The sequence below is a fragment of the Mesorhizobium sp. BR1-1-2 genome, assembly GCF_020165435.1.
Classification (GTDB): domain Bacteria; phylum Pseudomonadota; class Alphaproteobacteria; order Rhizobiales; family Rhizobiaceae; genus Mesorhizobium.
The window spans coordinates 1-20,487 of the sequence record NZ_JAIUID010000024.1; the positions used below are offsets into that span (position 1 = coordinate 1).

21 protein-coding genes and 1 pseudogene are annotated in these 20,487 nt (G+C 61.0%); 7 read left to right on the plus strand and 15 right to left on the minus strand.

Annotation, left to right across the window (positions count from 1 at the left end; all coding sequences use genetic code 11):
• The 11 genes and pseudogenes from LB551_RS28660 to LB551_RS28710 all read right to left on the minus strand — a co-directional run.
• Window positions 1-292, minus strand: a pseudogene (locus LB551_RS28660) (conjugal transfer protein TrbI); the annotation flags it as partial.
• Window positions 289-1,101, minus strand: a complete 813-nt coding sequence (gene virB9, locus LB551_RS28665; protein ID WP_140554215.1) for a P-type conjugative transfer protein VirB9 — start codon at window positions 1,099-1,101, stop codon at window positions 289-291. The pseudogene LB551_RS28660 and the gene virB9, both read right to left, overlap by 4 nt.
• Window positions 1,101-1,793, minus strand: a complete 693-nt coding sequence (locus LB551_RS28670; protein ID WP_140554217.1) for a virB8 family protein — start codon at window positions 1,791-1,793, stop codon at window positions 1,101-1,103. The genes virB9 and LB551_RS28670 overlap by 1 nt, the downstream gene beginning before the upstream one ends.
• Window positions 1,794-1,839: 46 nt before the next feature.
• Window positions 1,840-2,841, minus strand: coding sequence for a type IV secretion system protein (locus LB551_RS28675; RefSeq protein WP_140554218.1), 1,002 nt, complete (start codon window positions 2,839-2,841; stop codon window positions 1,840-1,842).
• 9 nt (window positions 2,842-2,850) lie between these two features.
• Window positions 2,851-3,072 carry a hypothetical protein gene (locus LB551_RS28680; RefSeq protein WP_140554220.1) on the minus strand — a complete coding sequence of 74 codons (222 nt, stop codon included), beginning with the start codon at window positions 3,070-3,072 and terminating at the stop codon, window positions 2,851-2,853.
• Entirely contained in the window at window positions 3,069-3,764 is a 696-nt protein-coding gene (locus tag LB551_RS28685) for a type IV secretion system protein (RefSeq protein ID WP_140554221.1), read from the minus strand. The genes LB551_RS28680 and LB551_RS28685 overlap by 4 nt, the downstream gene beginning before the upstream one ends.
• 11 nt (window positions 3,765-3,775) lie before the next feature.
• The gene (locus LB551_RS28690) at window positions 3,776-4,840 is read right to left on the minus strand and encodes a lytic transglycosylase domain-containing protein (RefSeq protein WP_140554223.1); all 1,065 of its coding nucleotides are present in this window, start codon (window positions 4,838-4,840) and stop codon (window positions 3,776-3,778) included.
• Window positions 4,837-7,251, minus strand: a complete 2,415-nt coding sequence (locus tag LB551_RS28695; protein WP_140554268.1) for a VirB4 family type IV secretion/conjugal transfer ATPase — start codon at window positions 7,249-7,251, stop codon at window positions 4,837-4,839. Before LB551_RS28695 ends, LB551_RS28690 begins: the two co-directional genes overlap by 4 nt.
• Window positions 7,252-7,253: 2 nt before the next feature.
• Entirely contained in the window at window positions 7,254-7,553 is a 300-nt protein-coding gene (locus LB551_RS28700) for a type IV secretion system protein VirB3 (RefSeq protein WP_140554224.1), read from the minus strand.
• 3 nt (window positions 7,554-7,556) lie between these two features.
• Window positions 7,557-7,895 (minus strand): TrbC/VirB2 family protein, encoded by a 339-nt coding sequence (locus tag LB551_RS28705; protein WP_140554226.1) that lies wholly within the window; start codon window positions 7,893-7,895, stop codon window positions 7,557-7,559.
• A gap of 11 nt (window positions 7,896-7,906) precedes the next feature.
• Window positions 7,907-8,590: a lytic transglycosylase domain-containing protein gene (locus tag LB551_RS28710; protein ID WP_224661295.1), complete on the minus strand. Its 684-nt coding sequence runs from the start codon at window positions 8,588-8,590 to the stop codon at window positions 7,907-7,909.
• Between the two features lie 366 nt (window positions 8,591-8,956).
• Here LB551_RS28710 and LB551_RS28715 point away from each other — a divergent pair, with 366 nt between their 5' ends.
• Genes LB551_RS28715 through LB551_RS28725 form a run of 3 tightly spaced genes read left to right on the plus strand, consistent with a single transcriptional unit; the run spans window position 8,957 to window position 10,802 of the window.
• The gene (locus LB551_RS28715; RefSeq protein WP_224628868.1) at window positions 8,957-9,571 is read left to right on the plus strand and encodes a hypothetical protein; all 615 of its coding nucleotides are present in this window, start codon (window positions 8,957-8,959) and stop codon (window positions 9,569-9,571) included.
• Complete coding sequence (locus LB551_RS28720) at window positions 9,568-10,101, plus strand: thermonuclease family protein (RefSeq protein ID WP_140554229.1); 534 nt, start codon at window positions 9,568-9,570, stop codon at window positions 10,099-10,101. The genes LB551_RS28715 and LB551_RS28720 overlap by 4 nt, the downstream gene beginning before the upstream one ends.
• Window positions 10,098-10,802, plus strand: a complete 705-nt coding sequence (locus tag LB551_RS28725) for a thermonuclease family protein (RefSeq protein WP_224628866.1) — start codon at window positions 10,098-10,100, stop codon at window positions 10,800-10,802. Before LB551_RS28720 ends, LB551_RS28725 begins: the two co-directional genes overlap by 4 nt.
• A 77-nt stretch (window positions 10,803-10,879) precedes the next feature.
• On the opposite strand, the gene LB551_RS28730 is transcribed toward LB551_RS28725, so the two are convergent.
• The 4 genes from LB551_RS28730 to LB551_RS28745 all read right to left on the minus strand — a co-directional run bounded on the left by LB551_RS28730 (window position 10,880) and on the right by LB551_RS28745 (window position 15,687).
• Complete coding sequence (locus tag LB551_RS28730; RefSeq protein ID WP_224661296.1) at window positions 10,880-11,287, minus strand: response regulator; 408 nt, start codon at window positions 11,285-11,287, stop codon at window positions 10,880-10,882.
• A gap of 64 nt (window positions 11,288-11,351) precedes the next feature.
• The gene (locus LB551_RS28735) at window positions 11,352-14,057 is read right to left on the minus strand and encodes a PAS domain S-box protein (RefSeq protein WP_224661297.1); all 2,706 of its coding nucleotides are present in this window, start codon (window positions 14,055-14,057) and stop codon (window positions 11,352-11,354) included.
• Between the two features lie 560 nt (window positions 14,058-14,617).
• A complete protein-coding gene (locus LB551_RS28740; RefSeq protein ID WP_224661298.1) occupies window positions 14,618-15,010 on the minus strand; it encodes a hypothetical protein in 393 nt (130 codons plus the stop codon).
• 449 nt (window positions 15,011-15,459) lie between these two features.
• Window positions 15,460-15,687, minus strand: a complete 228-nt coding sequence (locus LB551_RS28745; RefSeq protein WP_224661299.1) for a hypothetical protein — start codon at window positions 15,685-15,687, stop codon at window positions 15,460-15,462.
• Between the two features lie 787 nt (window positions 15,688-16,474).
• Between LB551_RS28745 and LB551_RS28750 the strand changes: the two genes are divergently transcribed.
• The 4 genes from LB551_RS28750 to LB551_RS28765 all read left to right on the plus strand — a co-directional run bounded on the left by LB551_RS28750 (window position 16,475) and on the right by LB551_RS28765 (window position 20,469).
• Window positions 16,475-16,651 carry a hypothetical protein gene (locus LB551_RS28750; protein WP_181172663.1) on the plus strand — a complete coding sequence of 59 codons (177 nt, stop codon included), beginning with the start codon at window positions 16,475-16,477 and terminating at the stop codon, window positions 16,649-16,651.
• Between the two features lie 700 nt (window positions 16,652-17,351).
• Complete coding sequence (locus tag LB551_RS28755) at window positions 17,352-18,398, plus strand: NAD(P)-dependent alcohol dehydrogenase (protein WP_140554237.1); 1,047 nt, start codon at window positions 17,352-17,354, stop codon at window positions 18,396-18,398.
• A gap of 260 nt (window positions 18,399-18,658) precedes the next feature.
• Entirely contained in the window at window positions 18,659-19,570 is a 912-nt protein-coding gene (locus tag LB551_RS28760) for a carbohydrate ABC transporter permease (protein WP_224661300.1), read from the plus strand.
• Complete coding sequence (locus LB551_RS28765) at window positions 19,570-20,469, plus strand: carbohydrate ABC transporter permease (RefSeq protein ID WP_140554239.1); 900 nt, start codon at window positions 19,570-19,572, stop codon at window positions 20,467-20,469. The genes LB551_RS28760 and LB551_RS28765 overlap by 1 nt, the downstream gene beginning before the upstream one ends.
• Window positions 20,470-20,487 lie beyond the last annotated feature (18 nt).

The window sequence follows — 20,487 nt, forward strand, 5'->3', positions numbered from 1 at the left end:
GTGGCGGGGGTGGCGGCAACTGAATCACTTCGGGCGCTGCCGGCTTGGCCGGCTGGTCATGCTCGCGCATGAACGAAGGAGGCCGAAAGCCCATCGTGGAGAATTGCTCGTCGTCGGCGACCACGCTGCGCTGAGCAGGCCCGCGGCCGGCCAGGACAAAGTAGGCCGCGAACAGGCCAAAGAGCATCAAGACGAGACGGCCGGCAAGCTGCTTGCGCCGCACCGAGGCGTCGCCAACAGCGGGATCGTCGGCGCCGGCCAAAGCCTCCAGTTCGGGACTGCGCTGGATCAATTGCCGCTCCTCCTGCGGATCGTGGCCTCACCATCCTGCGCGGGGCCAAGGACATCCGGATCGGCGGCGCCGAAATCGGGCTTTCCCAGGTTGAAGATGCAGATCCACTGATTGCCGTCGCGCAGCGTGAATTGGGTGGCCACGCCGTCGACCACGATATACTCGCCCTCCTTGCGGAAATTCCTCAGCGTCTCGGAGAAATCGGAATTGACCGCGAAGATCGCAGGAGCACGCCCGCCAAAACGGAAGAAGGTCTTTTTCCCGTCATCGAAGACCAACGATGGTTTCAGCCGCGCATCGCCTGAAAACGAGTAGTCGATATTGACGTTGGCCTTGTCGATGGCTGCGATGCTGGGCCAGGCGGCGCGCTGCTCGGCTTCCTGCCTCAGCGCCGCGTTCAGCTTCTTGTCCGGATAAGTGAAACGGATGGCGAAGACCTGCCTGCCCTTGTCTGGAGCGCTGTCATGCAGTTCCAGAAAGTAGATGCGTTTGCTGGTGACGACGTTCATGTTCGTCGTCACGTTCCGGGCGATCGGCTTCAGGAAGAGGATGTTGCCCTTCTCGGCCGGCACCACCTGCCAGCTTTCGGTATCCCCGAGCGATATGGTCTCGAATTTCTCGTCCTCGTCGAACACGATCATGGTCGATATGCCATAGGTGGCAAACACCTGGACGACGTTGTTTTCCTGATAGGTGACGCTGGTGACACGCGCGTCCAGGCGGCCGCCCTTCGGCGTCTGCGCCCCCAGCGCGGGAGCGGTCAGCCCGGCCAGGATCAGGGATGCGAAGGCGACAACATTGCTCGCCATCATTCGGCGCCCGATGTCACCGTTTCCTGGTCTCGACGGTAGCTGTAGACCTGGAAGCCTAGCGGGTTTTCAAAGCGCCATTCGTTCTTCAGCGGCGTCTCGGTATAGCGAAACCTCACCACTGAGATCCAATGCCTGTCGATGGATTCCGTCTCGCTCTTTTGGGTCGTCGAGAAGCGCACGATGGCCGTGCTGGCATTGGGGAAGCTGACGGATTTGATGTCGACCATAACCCGCCGCAACCGGCCATATAGCTTTGCTGGATTTTGCGGGTTGGCGGCGCTGAACTGCGTTTGCAGGTCGTGGGCCGCTTCGCCCGTCGACAAGAGGGCTGCGATCCCGAAATATTCGTCAATGGCAAAGGGATCATAACCCTCGCGGTTGCGGATGTAGCGCACCACATTGGCCTGGGTGACCGCCTCCTGATCGGTGAGATTCGAGACCCGCGTCAGTCCCGACTTCACTTCGATGTAGCCGGTGTTCTTGTCCACCTCCACCAGATACGGCTCGAAGCTCTTCAGCGGGAGCATCAGCACCAGCGCCAGCAGGGCAAGGGCTGTGATGGCGGCAAACATCAGCGCGATGGTCCAGGCGATGCGGCTGGAGCGTTTGGCGCGCTTGACGATCTCGTGCTCCCAGATGGCCCCATCCTGGAAGTAGGATCGCAACTTTTCGTCGGTGGTTCGGGCCATGGTTTCTGTCGCAACCTTGGTGAGATGTCTGTCGCCGCGTCGGTCGCTATCGCGTCTGCCCGTTGGCGGTGATGGCGCGTTGCATGGCCTCGCGGGGCAGCGTTTGAGTGCTGTGCAGCCTTGCCTGCACGCGATGAGTGGCGGCCTGCATTTGCCGGGCCGAACTGGCGATCGCCACGCGTCCCGCCAGCACCCCGCTGGCGGTCAGCGCGCGTGAGCGTTGACCGATGGGCATCGCAAGTCCGCCGACAATACCTTGCGCCAGCGATTGTATCTGGAAAAGGACAAAGCTGCCGGCCAGACACAACATCACAAAGGCTCCAAGGTCGCTCAGTGTCAGTTCGCGAGTGCCGGAGGACTGGTTGATCTTTGTGAGTTCCGGCGCCATGGCCGCAATCAGGAAGGCGGCGATCACGTAGACGAACAACGGGATCAGCGCATAAAGCAGCGACTGGTTCAGCCACCCGATCGCGTAGTGGCGCGTCACATCGAAGAACATGCAGGCGATGAACACCGGTGCCGTCCCAAGCAGGACCCAAAGGATCACTTTTGCCAGCACCAGGATTCCCAGGGCGACGGAGACGAACAGCCCTGCGAAGGCCATGATGATCATCCCGATCAATGCAGGCAGCACCGAGAAATAGCCGGCCTGTTCGGAAAATGTCGAAGCGGCCACATTGGCGGTCTGCCAGATTTCCGATAGCCCATTGCTCGGTTCCGTCACCCCCGTGCCGGACGCGGCCAGAATGGCGCGTCCCGCTGCCTCCGGGACCTTCGTGATCCAGCCATAGACCAGCGCCTGGAAATTGGACCAGGTGCTTGCCAGGACCAGGATCAGCATGACACGGACGATGCGGCCGACGACTTCCGCGGCGCTCACCTTCGCCGTGCCGAGAACCAGTTGAGCCCCGTAGAAGAGAACGACCAGCACGAAGAGCAGACGAAGCAGCGGCTCGATGTCTCTGCTTAGCGCATCGAACGCGTGCTCGGAGAAATTCTCGCCGGAGGCATCGATGCGCTGGAGAAGTTCGCCAATGAAATTGTCCACGGTTTCCCCCTATTGCGATCGAGCAGGAAGATCGCCGATCAATGCCCGGGCCGCGCCTTCGTCGCCATTGAGCGCTTGCATGGGCCCGCATTCGAGACCTGCAGCGGGCGTCGCGTAGCTCATGAGACTGGCCGGCCGTTTGCAGGGCGCTGTTTTCTCCTTGGCCGTGCCGCATCCTGCAAGCAGCATGATCCCGCACATGGCGATCAGTCCCTGCGGAACCGTCTTCATTGGTAGGTCAGCGCCTTCTTGGTGTTGGAGATGTCGGTCAGCTTGCGCTGGTTCTCGGCCTGCAGCGACTGGACGGCACTGTTCAAGACACCGATCATCTCGTTGAGCGTCAGCCCGGTCTGGACTTGCAACTGCGTATTCTGATCGATCGAGCCCTTGATGTCCCGCGCCTGGCCAATCCTTTGCCCCGCGCGTTCGAGCGCGGCGCGGCGCGTCTCGATCGCCTGTCGCGAGCCTGCAATCAGGGCCGACACGCCCAGCACCGTTTTGACCAGTTCCTCATAGGATCTGTCGCTGGCGAGCGAACTGCCCTGTTTGCCCGAAAGCGATTTCACCAGTTGCATGCCATTGATGAACACCGTCGCGGCCTTCGCGATCTCCGGTCCCATGGCGCCGAAATCGGGCACACCGTTCTGGAGCAGTCTGTCGAAGGAGGGTACCGAAGAGACGCTGAAGCCGTTACCGATCGCAAGGTCCTTGAGCGAACCGGCATCGCTGCCACGGTCCCCCGTCACGGCCTGCAACGTCTTTTCGACGGTGGTCAGGATATCCCTGTTGATGTCGAGGATTCTTGCCGTCTTCTCCGCGGTGTCCCTGGCAACGGCATAGTTCGTCTTGTCGATGACGGGAATGTCGGCCTTGGCCGAAGTGACGGCGATCGCCGTCGTAACCAGAAGCAGAAGAGCACGCATTGCAACCTCCATTATTGCGCATTGAGCAGCAACTCGTCATCCTGTTCGCGCTTTTGCACGCAGCCCTGAGCTTCGCCGCTCCAGATCAGACCGGGACGCACGTCGCACAAGCCCCCGTTCGTAGGCCGCCGATTAGCGGGTTTTGCGTAGTCTGCCGAACGGCTCGCACCCGACACGTCGCTCAGCGTCACCGCGTTGTTGGAGTTGACGAGATCGGCGAGGCTCGCGCCCAATTGGATCAGGCGGTTCAACATCTCGAGATTGGCATTGCGGGCTCCGGAATTGTGGTCCCAGCTGTCTTGGAGCGTGCCGGATTCGAGCGCCCCAAACTGCTGGAACCATGATGCGACATCGCCCAATCCATCGCCGGCGGCGCTGGTCGCCGCCATGGCGTTCAACGTCGCCATGCGCATGCCTTCATAGGCTCCGCCAGTGCCGCCATAGTTCAATGGAATGCCTGACTTGTCGGAGCCGCCGAAGGCCGGCAGCCACTTTTGCGTAATGGCCGCGACATAGGTCTGTGTCTCGCGGAAGGGCGGAATGCCGCCGTGTTTATCAACATTGCCGGCACCGGCATTGTAAGCCGCCAGCGCCAAGGAGATGTTTCCGTTGAAGCGCCTGAGCTGTTGCTTGAAGTAGCGCGCCCCGCCCCGCAGGTTCTGCTCGATGCTGTAGGCGTTGACGCCCAGGTCCGCTGCGGTGCCGGGCATCAGCTGTGCCAGCCCGATGGCGCCGGCGCCGGATCTTGCACACGGGTTGAACCTGCTTTCCTGGTAGACCAGGGCCAGGAACTGGTTCTCGTCGACGCCCTCCTCCCGCGCCACGCGCCGGACAAGGCCCGCTATGGACGGGTTGGCATTGGCGGCCGCGACGGGATCGTCCTTTCGACCTGGCCGATACATCGAGCACGTGATGCTCTCATTGATGCCGTAGCGGTCGCGATCGGCCTTTTCGATGGCGGCGACGTTGCCGTTGCGATCCTTTCGTCTTTCGAGCACCGGCTGGTCGATGGTCGCGACATCAGCGGCCGAGGGCGAGGCAAGAAGCATTAACAGCAGAGGGAGACGCCGGATCATCGGGATTGTTCCCAGCCACAGAATTCCGGCAGCCACAGCGCCGGATCGTCGCCCAGGCGCACGCGCAAGGCCGCGCATGCCTCGACGGTGTCCTTGCGGCCTGAAAGGACCTTGAGGATATCGGGCATGGCCGAGAGATCGAGACGGGCAATGACGGAATCCTTGCCATGCTTGATCAAGAACGTTCGTCGCTCCGGCGGCGTGTTCCTGACGAAGGCGAACTCCTTTGCGGTCAGGCCGAAGCGGCCGACATAGCTCTCTTCATCGGCGCGCGGATTGGGAAAATGCAGGTTTGTCGATGACTGCTCGATGAGGGTGTGCGCCTGCGGCGCCCTGGCAATGTCTGCTGCCGACTGCGTGCCGAACCCGACGATGCCGTTCAGCTTGCGGATCGTCTTCATCTTGTCGACGATGTAGCGCGAAAAGGTCGGGTCTTGCAGCAGCTTCCAGCCCTCATCCATGAAGATCAGGACGGGCTCGCCGGTGAGCAGTTCATCGAGCCGATGGTAAAGGTACATCAACGCTGGCGTGCGCACCTCCGCATTGTCGAGGACGTGCGTCATGTCGAAACCGAAAATGCGGCTGCCCGAGAACGACAGCACGTCGCGCGGCGCATTGAACAACCAACCCTTCTCGCCCTCGAACCAGGGCCTGAGACGCGACTGGAGGTCATTGGCATCGGAGCGCGCTCGCCCCATCAGCAGGCCGGACAGATTGGCCAAGGTGCGTCGTTGCGCCGGCTCCTGGCAGATCCGGCCGATCGCTGCTTCAAGCGTGTACTCTTCCTCCTGCGAAAAGCCGCGGCCGTCGGCAGGTTGCAGCATCGCCTTCAAAAGCCGCAGCAGGAATTCGCGGTTGGCCGGCGTGTTCTCCATCTGCAGAGGATTGAATCCGGTGGCGACCCCGGGCTCCAACACCTCGTAGTTGCCGCCTACCGCGCGAATGAAGATCTCGGCGCCGCGATCCTTGTCGAAAAACACCGCGCGCGGCTCGGGCGAGATACGAAGCGCCTGTGCCAGCAGGAAACTGAGCACCACGGTCTTGCCCGACCCGGTTGGACCGGTGACCAGGAAGTGGCCGATGTCGCGCTGGTGGAAATTGAACCAGTAAGGCGTCTGCGACGTCGTCTCCAGGATCGAGATCGGCAAGCCCCAGTGATTGCCCGTCGCCCTGCCGGTGGCGAAATTGTGCATGGACGAAAAGCCGGCGAAATTGGCGCTCGACAACATCGAGGCGCGGGCGATGTAGCTGTGGTTGCCTGGCAGCTGCGCCCAAAACGAGGCCTCCATGTTGAGGTCCTCGCGCAGCCAGTTGATGTTCATGTCGGTCAGGCAGGCACCAAGTTCCGACACGGATTTGTCGACACCGGCCAGATCGCGCGCCAGGCACATCAGGCTGAAATGGTGATAACCGAACACGGCTTCCTGGTTCACCAGGCTGTTGAAGGCGAAATCGATGTCGGTTTCGACCGTGCTGCCCGCTTCGTCGGACGCCTGGATCTGCCGCTGCAATCTTGCGATCCGCTCCTGCGCGATCGGCTTGTCGGCAATGGTGAAGGATTGGGTCAGGATGAACTCATGATTGACCTGCAGCAGCCCATCCAGCATTCCCGGTCCCGAAAAAGGCGGGTATTCCTTTATCGACAGGATGGCGCCGAAGCGGCTGTCAGCCGCGCTTGGCCCCTGCGCCTGCAGGGTTCTCCTGGAAAAGTGCAGCCGTGACGTGCCCACATAGTTGCGGATGGCCATGCGGGGCAGGCGCATCGGCCTGGATGCGCCGCAGGTCAGAAGCGCGTTGAAGAAGGCGCAGGGTTCCGAATAGGGCTGGCCGTCGCGGTAGGCGATACCGAGCGGACGGGCTGCGTATTTCAGCAGTTCGCGCGTCATGTTGGAGACGACTTCCTCCAGCTCGTTGACACGCTCGCGAGCCCGCTGTGCCTCCCCCTCCTTGTCCGACGGTCGGTTGAACAGGCCAGACAGCGTGTCGGCTACCCCCAATGCCCCGCGCATGCGGGCGCGCACGACGCTGAGGTAAAGCTCGTTGGTGAACATGCGCCGCTGCTTGAGCTCGGCCATGTAGCGCGCGTTGATGAGCTCGCAAAACGGGTCCGAGAACGAACCGCCGATTGTGGGAACGACTTGCCTGCGGATGACCGTCGACCAGAGCGAAAACCGGCTCGATCCAAGCGCCCGGATCATGGTGTTGTGGACGCTGGCGCGCATGTTGAGCTCTGCCTGGTCCTCGGTCTGGAAGAACAGGCCGTCGAGCTTGATCACGCTGAGCAGGGCTCCACTTTCGAGACCGATCACCGTGTCGGAGAGGTGGCGCATGTAGGGCACGTGCATGGCCATTGGTCTGTCGCGACGCCGTTGACGTCCAAAGCCCAATTCTTCGGCGACGATGTTGAGCATGATTATGGACCGTATGAATTGGTTTGCCAGAACGTCCTGTTTGGTGTGCGCGGTGTCCGGCGGCCTGCGGTCTGGGCAAGATCGAGGATGCGGACGTCGCGGCTGCAGAGCGCAAACAGGGCAAGGTAGGTGACGGGCGCGATTGCCGCCGCCCAGAAACTGCTGGTCACCAGGAATGCGATCAGCGTCATTCCGACGATGATGTAGAAGGCGTTGAGCGGCACGCCCCACATTATGGGCGGCCGGGTGAGCCCGATGACCAGGGGTGTCAGTTGCGGCTTGTCCTCGGAACGGTCACTCATCGCTCATTTCCCGACAGCCGATATCATCTGATCGACGATCGCCGGCGCGCCGAACACCAGCCCGATGCCAATCACTACCGCGCCTGCGGTGAACCACGACAGGCGCCCGGCAAAGGCCAGGAAGCCAAGGCCGATGACAGCGATGATGGCGAGCAATCGTCCGAATGGGCCGGTTATGAAATCGACGATCATCTGCACGGCCGTCTCGAGCGGCGCGAAAGCGCCGGAGGTCTGGGCAAACGCCGCATCGGCAACGCCACACAATGACAGGCCCACGACAATGGCGACGCTGACGGTTCGCGTCGTTGAGGTCGGGGGCGCGCTCGAGAGACCTTGCTTCATGTCTTCCTCCGCTAGAATTGCAGGACGCCGCCAACCCACTGCCGCGGCTTGCCCGTAGAGTTCATTCCGATGAAAGTGGTAGCCCTGCCGGCCAAGCCAGGATCGGCGGCATCGCCGCCGGTCTCCCGCTTGAGACCTGGCAGCCTTAGCTGCCGGTTGATGACCTCGGCGACGAACCGGACCGTCTCCGGGAATGGTGGAACCCCGCCATGTTCGTGAACACGCGCCTCGCCGGCATTGTAGGCGGCCGCGACGATCAGCGGATTGCGGTAGGTGGCAAACAGATCGCGCAGCAGCCGCACGCCGCCATCGATGTTGTCGGCCGGATCGCAGATGTCGCTGACGCCGAGGCGGGCCGCGGTCGCCGGCATCAGCTGCATCGGGCCACGCGCCCCTTTAGGAGAATTTCTGGCCCGGTCGAGGCGGCTTTCGGCCGAGGCGACAGCGAGCGCGAAATCCACATCGACGCCGTGTCTCGAGGCAGCTTGCGCCACCAGCCTTGCGACCTCATCCGAGCTCAGCGGTGACGGTGCGCATTCGCTGATATCCGGAGTTGCGGCGTCGGTTAGAACAAAGTCAAACCGACTATGCCTGGCCGCGTGTGAGATGGCCGCCATCGGCCCCGGTTCAGCAGCGCCGAAACCGCTGTTGTGTGGAGTCCCGGGTTGACGAACGCTGCCGTCCGGGTCGAGCACATACTCCCTCGCCGCGTTGGACCAGCGTCTGTCGAAAATCGCATCGATCGCACCGTCGTCCTGCACTGGCGATCCGGGCGCATGATCGGTGCGAGGTTGGGCGGGCTGACGGCTTTCGGCTAAGCAGGTCGACGGCTGCGTCCAGCATAAGGTCAGGATGGCCGAGGTCAGCAGGGCAACCAGGCGACGGTTCGCCGATCTGGACAAGCGATGAGCCATGTTGGGTCTCTTGCTGCCGGGTGGTCGATTTCGACAAATCGGTAGCCGACGGAAAAAAGAATGTCAAATCGATATTGTTTTTTGTTGCGCGACGGACCGGAAATGGGCAAATTGCGATGAGAATGACGCGCTATTTGGGAGTTCGGCATGAAGGGCACTGTATGCAGCAGCTTCGTTCTTTGCCTGGCGTCACTGTTGCCGGCCATGGCGGCCGAACGGATCGACCAGGGCTATGTGAGGTCCCTTGCGGCAGCGGGCAAAACAGTGCTGGTCGTGGAATACCATGACGGCCAGGGCGGCATTGCCGAACGCAAAGGCTTCGCATCCACCAGTGGCTTCAGGGCCATCTCGCCAACCGACTTCCGAATCGATGCCAAGACGGTCATCCACCTTTACGGCCTCGAGCCCTGCGAGGGAGATCTGGTCAACCGCCGCGAGGATTTCTCAGGCAGCTGTGCCGACTATGCCAGAAAGGGCCTCGAAACTCTGTTGCAGTCGCCCAGGGTGATCTTCTGCCGGGCCTTCGTCAGTGAAGCGAACGCCCCGGTCCAGGACGCGACCTGCTACGGCTACTACAATTATCCTGGCAGTCTTGACACGATCGACATGTTCGAGGAACAACTGGTCTCGATCGGCACTCACCGGATCGCCAGAAAGCCCGATGGCACGCCGGCGCGCAAGGATCTGGCGGACGCAGAAAAGATCGGCCGCGGCGGTTACGGCATGTGGGTCGATCCGAGAATCAAGGCGCAAGCGCGATGAGGACCGCCCCTATCCTCCTGGTCTTTACGCTGGTCGCAAGTCCGGCGAGGGCGGCGCCGCCCGGCTATTTCGAGCTGCGTCCAGGCGTGACGCTGGAGAGCGGCGACAGCTGGATCGAAGCGGGCACGAAGTATCATCTTTATGGTGTCCAGGCTTGTCTTCGCGGGACTTTCTACACCGGCGGCAACGGCCGCCGTGCCGATTGCGGCGAAGCTTCACTCGCCATGTTTGGCGCCTACATCGCCGATGCAAAGCCCAAATGCGCGCCCGTGGCGAGGGTGAGCGATACGTTGCACGTTGCCTGTTTCGTCACGATCGGGCGCGACCGGGTCGATCTTGGCAACCTGATGATCACAACCGGCTTTGCCTTTGCTGCCTTGCGCGCCGACGGATTGCCTTACCATCTCGGCTACGCTGTCGCGGAGCAGGCCGCGCGCGACAGACACGCCGGCTTGTGGCAATTCAAAGATGTCCAGCATCCAGCCATCTTGCTTGGCCAGGCTGCCAGGGTGGAGGCGTCACGGCCATGAGCGCGCGCCATGTCGCGCGGGCACTGGCGGCGCTGATCTGTGCTTGCCTTCCTTCTCCGTCGTCGGCTGTCGACCTTGCCAACGGGCCCGGTGGAGCGCAGGTTCAGCGGCCGGCGTCGAAGGACTTTAGCGAAGTCGCCGACACCATCGTCGGGCGTGCGAGCGTGATCGATGGTCGTACCTTGTGGTTTCCTCGATCGGCCCTGGAGGTTCGCCTCGCGGGCATTGACACTTGCGAATTGCCGCAATGGGCCTTCGATCCGCAGCGGCACGGCGAAAGCCCTTTTCTCAAGCCGCTCCCGTGTGGGCCGTTGGCTAAAGCCTGGCTCAGGCGGGTGGTCGGCGGCAGAATGATCGTCTGTTCTGGCACGTTTGATGATCATGGCGGTTCGCTGAGAGGCAGGTGTTTCGCGCATGAACGCGACCTCGCCATCGAGATGCTGCGCACGGGCTGGGCACGGGTCGAAACGCGCTCCCCTGCCCGCCCGGAGTACTGGCAGTGGCAACGCCAGGCCATGTCCGCGCGCTACGGGATGTGGGCGACATACGTTCTCGACATGGACGAATGGCGGGCCAAGGCCGCCGATGACAGCCTGATGCGAAAGCCGATCGCCGATCTCAATCTGCTCGCCGAGCGCGAACATGAGATCACGCCGCCTTTCCTGGATGCCAGAAGACGCTCAATTCATTCGGATCGGTAGCGTTCTTGGGATGAAGCTCAAAGAGCAGTTTTGAGCTTTGTCTCGAAGCGAGTGCCAGTTGCGAAATTTTGCAGGCTTCAGCTCTGCTTTCCGAGCTCTTCGAGGCCATTCCAAATGGCTTCAACAACAGCTTCTACCGAGTAGGGCTTCTGCATCCACCCGAGCGGCCTTGCCGCTTCAGCTCGAAGCCTCACCTCACGGTCGCTATGCGCGGTCGTGAAAATACATCGTATGCCGTGTTCACGATACAGTTCCAACGCAGCGTCGATGCCATCGCGTTGGCCAAGTAGGCGGATATCCATCAGGGCAAGCACCGGCTTGGTCGCGAGCGCGATGCGGATCGCCTCATCGGCGCTGCTTGCTGTTCCCGCCAGCGAGAAGCCCGCCGCGGTCAGACCGTCCTCTATGTCGAGCGCGATCAGATAATCGTCTTCGACGATGAGTATCAAAGGGCCCTTTGGGATTTCGAGGGGGCCACTGACCATGTCGTCTCTTGAGAAAGCCAGTTGCGGGCGAAATCCTCGTTCAAGCCCCCCGGCTTGGTCTACCTCAGGCCTCGATTCGTCTGGTCGCATCGCCAAGCCCCTCCGGTGTATGAGAAAATGTCACCATGCATCGGCAGGGATCCCGCTGTGCTTCGAAGGTGCCGCCAATCTGTCGCGCCAAGCCCTCGACCAGCCGTAAGCCCGAAGATGACTGGCGTACCGAGCTCAGGTCGAAACCTGGGCCTTCATCCTCGACCACCAGCACATTGCCGTGACCATTCCTTCGGATGTCTACGTGGATGGTTCTGCTTGTGTTGCCGTTCAGGCCATATTTTACGGCATTGATCAAAAGCTCGTTGACAATGAGGGCAAGAGGCATCGCAACGTCGTTCGGCAATTGGATAGGATCCGCCTCGCAAACCAGCTTAATATCAGGCGGGAACATTTGCTTGGCGGTTTCGCAAACGGCGCCCAGGAAAGGCTGCGCGCTGAAGTTGGTGGCGTCGCCCGTATCATAGAGAACCCGCTGCGCGGCAGCCATGGTCGCCACGCGCTTGCTTGCCTCGTCGAGTGTGCGGCGAGCCTCCGGGCTTCGACTCGTTCTTGCCGACACTGAAAGCAGGGACTTCAGCATCATCATGTTGTTCTTGACGCGATGGTTAAGCTCGTCGAGCAGGATCCGCTGTTGGGTTTCAGCCTGCTTCCGTTCGCTCACGTCGACCAGCATGTTTATGCCGCCGATGACTTTCCCATGCGCATCCCGCATGGGTGTCGGATAAGGAATGAACGGGACCCGCGTTCCGTCCGGTCGCTCGGCAACCGCTTCATATCCTCGGACCGGCCGGCCCTCTCGCAAGGAAACAGCCATCGGGCACTGGTCGTGAGGAAGCGGCGTTCCATCCGGCCAGTAAAGCTTCCAGGTTACGCACCATTCGTCACTGCCGATCACCGGCCTGCGGCCGGCGAGTTCCACCGCGGCTTCATTGAAATAAGTAATCTTGCCTTGCTGATCGGTTGTGTAGATCGCGGCGGGAATGGCTGCGAGCAGGTCCTGAAGGTGGCGCTCGCTCTCGCGCAGCTTCGCTTGCGCCTGCTTTTGCTCGGTTATGTCGCGGGCGATCTTGGAGGCGCCGATGATACGGCCCTTTCCGTCTCGCACAGGCGATATTGTCAAGGAAATGTCAACCAAAGTTCCGTCCTTGCGCTGACGGACCGTCTCGAAGTGGTCGACGAGTTCTCCATTTCGGATGCGACGCAATATCAACGGCTCCTCGTCCAGCCGATCGGCCGGAATAATGACGGTGATGGACTTGCCGATCACCTCTGCGGCCGAATAGCCGAACACGCGTTCGGCACCTCGATTCCAGGTCGAGATGATGCCGTTGAGATCCTTGCTCACAATCGCGTCCTGGGAAGATTCTACGATGGCCGCGAGGTGGTGGGCTGCATTCTCGGCCTTCAGATGCTCGATGCCGAACCCAAGCTGGCGGGCAATGGTCCGAGCCACTTCGATCTGCTCTACAGAGCAACTGTGCGGCTGGTTGAAGTAGGCCATGAACTTGCCCAGCAGCCGCCCGGATTCCATGATCGGAATGAAGCAGACCCCGCCAATGCCCTCGGTTCGGATCGCCTCCTTCAATCCTGCAGGAAGGTCGGCTTTCTGCGCATCCTCCAAACAGATCGGCCGCGGATCCAGGCTGTCTGCCGACCAGGGCGAATGGCCTTCTACCGCGGCGCGATAAGCCTGCGACAGGTTGCGCCAGGCAACGAACTTAATGACACCTTCTTTGTCCAGCAGCAGGATCGAAGCGCGCTGGCAGCCCAGCGCGCGCTGGATTGCGTCGAGCGCCGGCTCGTAGACATCTTTCTGCGCGCGGGCATGCTGGAGCCTTTCGGTGAAGTGGTGCAACGCCGCCTGCTCTTCCGCCCTTTGAGCGAGCATAGCCTCGATCTGCTTGCGCTCGCTGATGTCATGCTGCACCCGCACCGCATAGCAAAACTGGCCGCTGCTGTCGTAGACGCTGGAGGAGGTCATGTCAGTCCAAAAAGCCGACCCGTCCTTTCGAACGAACCGCTTTTCCATCGTGTAGCTCTTGATCTCACCTGCAACCTGCCGCCGGTATTGCTCGCGGTCCGCTTCGACGTCGGCGGGAAAAGTCTGATCGAAAATCGATCGTCCGACCAGTTCCTCCGATGTATAGCCTAAAAGATTGCACAAATGCGCGTTCACCCGCAGGAGCCGGCCTTCGGCATCCGTTTCCACAATGCCTGTACCGGCGCTGTCATAGGTAAGCGCAAGTCTCTGCTCCTGTTCGAGCAGCAACTCTTCCGTTTTGACCTTTTCCGTCACGTCGATGGTGATGCAACGCGTATTGAGGAACCGCCCGCCAATGGCGCGCACATTGGACGTTATCTCGGCCCAACGGATGGAGCCGTCCTTGGCTCGTAGCCTGGCGCGGTAATGTTGAAGTCGCTCATGCCGAGACAGGCGGCTTAGAATATCCTCGATTGCCGTGCTGTCGGCGTGAAATTCGCGGATGTTTCGGCCAATATATTCGTCGGCCGAATAACCCAGCATGTCCAGTTCCGCGCGATTGGCACGTAAAATGGTTCCATCATTTGCTACAAGATGGAGCCCGACCGCCGCATTCTCGAAGAAATCGTCCAGTTCGCTGCTGAGCACGAGGTCCGGAATTTCCGCTTCGCACCTCGTCTCATGGGTCTGGGAGCCCGCTGCGCAGGTTCCAGCCGGCGAAACTCCTTGTTCCATGCTGCGGTCCCGAATCCCCTTTGACCCACGCAAATTCCCGAACGGAAGAAAGGTTCCATTCAAGTGCCGAACTTGTTCGCCGGCTGGGAGAAGGGCCCCCGGGTCCGACGAACCGAACGCGCCTTAAGCAGCCCGGGAACGACCTGTGAAACGATGTGCGCGGCAGGTTCTTGGTGGAGGCCCACCTGGGCGGCTATCAGCTCCAGGGCGGTAAGCGAGACTGAAGCGCTGCATCTTTGCGCCGCAACGCGGGCGCTCCCACAACAAGCACTTTGACCTTCAACCATCCAGCCCCCGGGCGGCCTGATCGAGCCCGCCTTTGCGAGCCCACAGATAGGCCAGTGCGGTAAGGCCTCGCGCACGTAACGTCAGCACTCTGGAATGGTACTATCAAGATCGATGGCGGCGCGCGCGCGATCAGTATTCTGGGTCTGATGCCGGCCACTGATGTGTTCACCCATAGCGACTGAACAGTGTCATGACTGCTGGCGGATAGCTGGGCCCAGGCCTTTGGACGGCGACCGATGCCACCGGTTCCATCCCATGAATTACTTCGGAACTCAGGTGTGATGTTTCCGCAGAAAAGCAGCAATGTCGGGCCGGAACGCCTCGACACTGGCCTCGACCTCCGCGACGTCCGCAGGCAGCAACTCCGTCTTCCGCGCCAGGGTTGCGGCGACTAGGTAGAGAACCTTCTGGTTGGCATCACAGCCGTCAACGGCCTCAAGCTCGATCAATCGCCGCCGCGCCGCTCGCTCGAGAAGACGGCTTACAGCCAGGCCCAACCTGAAAGCAACCCATCGCGCGGCCCAGCGATTGGCGCTCCGGTTACAGGAGAATTTGTCGACCGCGGCAAGAAGGCGCCGATGCCGATCGATGCTGCGCGCCATGGCGGTGGGCGAATTTGCAGGTCTGGCGCGGTGGCAGCCGCTATCGTCCCGGCGCGCCGTCATTAATATGTTCGAGCGTTTGGACCGGCGCGCAGCGCCCCATCAACGTCTTTGGCCAGTTGCCACCCGACGGTTCCAGTGAGCCTTTGTCCAGTCACTCTTCCAGGATCGAAAGAAGTGGGCTCCACAAGGTCAAGATCCCGATAAACGACGCTCCCGGGAGGGGTATCTTCGCGTGCCGCGGAGATCGTTTTTGGGTCCATCTGAGAAACAGCTTCTCCTCGAAACGGGTGTGCAAGGAAGAATAACCCAATCGCCTCCGGGAGCCGTACTAAAGTTAAATGAAATGATGTTACGGGGCTAAAATATATTGTTCGTACATTGAAGAGCTCGAGCTCTTTTGCCGATGGCTTTGCCGTGCCCAACGCAAGTCCCGGAACGATTTGTTCCAATGGTTCGAATCGGTTGCAGTGGCAAATGTTCATCCTCAGAGCGGCGTAAGGCTGAGTGCCTTAAGCCTGCAGTTTTTTGCCCAGTTTCGAGAAAACCGCGCACCAGAAGCGGTAGTCGTCTTCGCGCCCGTCGAAATTCGCGGTCAATGCACACCATGCCGCAGCGGTTGCGGCATCCGAACCATAAAGCTCAATCGCTGCCTGTACCGTCGCCGCCGGATCCGCTAATTCCCACAGCGTCAATTTACCATAGCCGATACCAGACTGGGTGGAGTGAATTTTCGGCACGCCAAGACTCCCGCGGATGGGTCCGGCGCGGGGCAGCGATGCGCTGCGAGGCCGAACGTTGGAACCCACGGGGGAGTGAGCCACGATCCTGAGACGTCGCGCCCAGGATATTCGTCGTGTCGTTCCTGGCCTTCTACAGCTTCGCAAGCAAAACCAGGAAGCTGGCGCAGAGGCAATTTATTGCAGACCTCTCCTGCGAAGGCAACCCGGTGGCAGTGACATGCAAGGCTCGCCATCAATGCTCTTGAGGCGGCAACCGAAAAGCCGACATCGCACTGATGCCAAAGCGCAGCAGGGCCACCCCTGCCCTGTCTGTCATCGATCGCGATTGGCCACACCAGGTCGCATTGCCTGACGACCTGTGCGTTGACCGAAATCTCACGCGGATCACGGAGTTCTGTAAGGCGCAGGGCATCCGGTACCTAACTCGCAAAGTGCAGGCGACATGGCCCGACGGCAAGTACGAAGAATGGCGGCTGCATTGCTTCGCTGACCTGGCCGCCGCCAGCACGTTCCTTGACCAATTCGGCGGCATCATGTTCGATCCGAAACGAGACAGGGAGAAGGGGCGCGCTCGCGGCGTCTGGCGCCGGACTGGTCAGTATGAACGCATTCTGCACCTTGGGCCGCCAGCGTGCCCGAGATCCTGCGTAACTGAGATTGCCGCTAAGGGCGTTGCCCAATCGGATTCTTTGCTCTAGCTTGGATGGCATCGGGTGCAAACTGGCAAAAGGCGCACCCGGCTGAGAGACCGCATTGCGCTCCCGCCTATACGGGAGCGAGCACGTTGTCGGACACCAATCCCAATCCAAGCAAGCAAGCGCAGGTCGCAAAAGGCTTGGCGGTTGAAACCGGGATATCAGCGGAGCAGGCGCTAGAGTTGGTGCAACTGCTGGGGCTTAACTCTTCTTCGCTTCTTTTCCATGCCCGTGCCTTGAAGAAGGTTGGAAAAGGCGGCTCATAAATTTCAAACTGAGACACTTCCCAGCCGGCATATAGCATTTCGTCGGCTCAGCACTCTTGATGCTCGGACCGATCTTCGCGCTCGCCATTAACTTCATGATCGTTGGAACAGGCCTCAGTTGATCCTCCGGCAGAATGGATCGCCAAGGTTTCGGCTGGCGCAGTCGGCTCGGTCGGCGGCTGCTGTTGAGCAAGTAGGCTCGCAGCGCCGTTATGACCTGCGGCAACCGGATCTCGTCGAAACGCTTCCGGCTGGCCTGCGTAGGTCGCTGTTGTCAGCGACAGCGACACTGGGTCCAAAAGGCCGGGCAGCCGGAGCCAGCGGACGGTGGTCGGGAGAAACCGCCACGCCAAGCAGTCGGCGTCAAAACCTTAATGCTCGGGGATATTCGCCGATGCAAAAAGCCCCGCCAGCCGAAGCCCGCGGGGCAACTGATAGGAGGCGAGGCCGCATCGGGTGACACGGCCCAGGGTAAGAACCCTGACTGCGCGCATATGTTCCCGCCCCATGAAGAGGACCGCCAGGGTGCCCGCTGAACAGTTGGACGCATTCGATGCTCGTTCATATCGACGCGGACCAGCAGAATCCGATAGATTGTCAACGGCGGTCCATGTCCAACCACCCATGGTTCGCTGTTCGACGAGGATGGCAGGCGGTCGTGTAGCGAGAGCGGCAATTTGCTCTACAGGAGGTTACGGCGATGACGAAAGTTCGCGCCCTTGTCCTTGAACGTCAGCACCAACTCAAATTGCGTGATGTCGATCTGCCGCAGACAGTCGGCCCGGGCGAGGTTCGTATCAAGATCCACACGGTGGGTGTCTGTGGCTCCGATGTGCACTACTACACCCATGGGCGCATCGGCCCATTCGTGGTCGAAGCGCCGATGGTCTTGGGCCACGAGGCCGCTGGCACCATTGTGGAAACAGGCGAAGGCGTCGAGCATCTGAAGGTCGGTGACCGCGTGTGCATGGAACCGGGCATCCCCGACCCCAATTCGCGAGCGAGCCGGCTCGGCCTCTACAACATCGACCCGGCGGTCAGGTTCTGGGCGACGCCGCCCATCCATGGCGTATTGACAGCCCACGTCGTTCACCCCGCCAACTACACCTTCAAATTGCCCGACAATGTCAGCTTCGCCGAAGGCGCCATGGTCGAGCCTTTCGCGGTCGGCATGCAGGCTGCGGCCAAGGCGAAGATCGTGCCGGGTGACACGGCGGTGGTGATTGGCGCAGGGCCGATCGGCACGATGGTGGCGATCGCCGCTCTTGCCGGCGGCTGTGCACGGGCAATCGTCGCAGACCTCGCTCAACCCAAGCTCGACATCGCCGCAAGCTTCCAGGGTGTGGTCCCGGTCAACATCCGCGACAAGAACCTGGCGGCGGAGGTGAAGCGCCTGACCGACGGCTGGGGCGCCGATGTCATCTTCGAATGCTCCGGCTCGTCCAAAGCATGGGAGACGTTGCTCGATCTGCCGCGACCCGGCGGCGCCGTGGTGGTGGTCGGCCTGCCGGTGGCGCCGGTGGCATTCGACATCGCCACGGCCTCGACCAAGGAAATCCGGATCGAGATGGTCTTTCGCTATGCCCACCAATATGACCGGGCGATCGCGCTGATGGGATCGGGACGGGTCGACCTCAAGCCACTGATTTCGGCGACCTTCCCCTTCGAAGACTCCATCGCGGCGTTCGACCGAGCGGTCGAAGGCCGGCCGGCGGACGTGAAGCTGCAGATTAGACTGCCGGATTAAGACAAGGCCCGGGCAAACAGGCTTGCCTGATGCAGCCGGTTAGCTGGTGCGTCGTGTTCCAGAAGACAATCCACCTCCGGACGTGACGGACGCCGCGCGACGGCAGCGCCCCGTGGACACCGATCGGACTTGACAAGTCGGCGCCTGTCCCACACGCTGCCTTAACAAAAGGCACAACAAACTTACAAAAGTTCAACGTTGCACGACCTGGCCGATAGGAGAAGGCCAATGCATCTCTGTCACCAAGCGGAGACTTGCGCGTGACCACCGCGACCTTCGCGCGCGCGAGGTCCACATGGGCCCTGCCCCGGTTTATGACGGCCGAGCATCCTTTTCCCTGGCTCGCGCCGATCACCGTGATGCTTCTGGTTTTCGGCATCTATCCTCTCGCCTATTCGGTCTGGCTGTCGTTTCACAAACGCAATGTCGTCTCCCGGCAGCTTGATTTCGCCGGAGTGCACCAGTGGGCGCGAGCGTTCTCGGATACGCGTATGTGGCACTCGCTGGAAACGACGCTGATCTACACCTTTGTCGCACTGGCCGTTCAGCTTGCACTCGGCATTCTCATTGCGCTGCTACTTGATACCGATCGCAAGGGCTATGGGATCCTGCGGGCGCTGATGACGCTGCCGCTCGTCGTGCCGCCGGCCGTGACTGGAATGATGTTCTTGCTGATGCAGGACGGCTCTTTCGGCGTCCTGTCGTTCTACCTCTACGCTCTCAACCTGATCTCGCCGGCGCAGCCGATCCTGACGCAGCCGGTTACCGCCTTGCTGGCGATCCTGCTGGCAGATATATGGCAATGGACGCCGTTCATGGTGCTCATCATCCTGGCAGGCCTGCGCGCGCTGCCGAAAGAACCTTTCGAAGCGGCAGCGATCGACGGCGCAAACGGCATCCAGACATTCTTGCGGCTTACATTGCCGATGCTGCGCAAGGTGATTGCGGTCGCCGTACTGATCCGCGGCGTCGATCTCTTTCGCATCTACGACTACGTCTACATCATCACGGCCGGCGGGCCAGGCACCGCTACCGAAACGCTTTCGTTCTATGCTGGCCGTATCTACTTCACAGGAGACTTCCCTTACGCCGCGACCCTGTCGCTGATCGTGCTCGTCGTTCTGATCGGCGTGTCGAACGTCTTCGTCAGGCTTTTCAAGGTGAGGTTCTGATGGAACCGTCCCGCGCCAAGATGATCACCAGAGACGTGCTCGCCGTGCTGGTAGTGGCGATCTTCATGTTTCCGATCGCCTGGTGGGCCCTGTCTTCTATCAAACCCTACTCCGCGATCTTCGACCGCAGCGGACCGGTCTACACGGGCTTCACACCGACGCCGGACAATTACCGCGTGACCCTGCTTGGCGTCTCGCGCGTCGACATAGGCATGGAACAGGGCGGCGAGGCGGCGGGGGTGATCAAGGGCGGCGCCAGTTCCTACGATTCACGCCAGTCGCTTCTCGACAGCGCGATCATAGCCGTTGGGTCGACGGCGCTGACGCTGTTGCTGGCGACACTGGCTGCATATTGCCTGTCACGAATGCAGTTCAGCGGCCAGCAGTCTTTCCTTTTTTGGATTCTCTCGCAGCGCTTCATGCCGCCAATCGCCATCGTCATACCGGTCGTTTTCATGTTTCGGGATCTCGGCTTGCGCGACACCTATACAGGGCTCATCCTCGTCCACAGTTTGATCAATCTGCCGCTGGCGGTTCTGCTTTTGAAGTCGTTCTTCGACGATGTCCCGCGCGAGGTCGACGAGGCGGCGCTGATTGACGGGGCAACGCGCTGGCAGACTTTTCGACGTGTGGTCCTACCCATGGTGAAAGGCGGCATCGCCGCGACAGCTGTGCTGTGTTTCATCTTTTCCTGGACCGAGTTCCTGCTCTCACTGTTCCTGACAACGTCGATCCGCACCGTGCCGGTGAAGATCTCGACTTTTGTCACCTCGACCGCGACCGAGTGGGGCTACATCACAGCACTCGGTACCTCCGCGATCATTCCCAGCTTCATCTTTATCCTGCTGGTTCAACGCCATCTGGTCCGGGGCCTCACCCTCGGATCGCTGAAAGAGTGAGGCCCGACGAGAAAAACG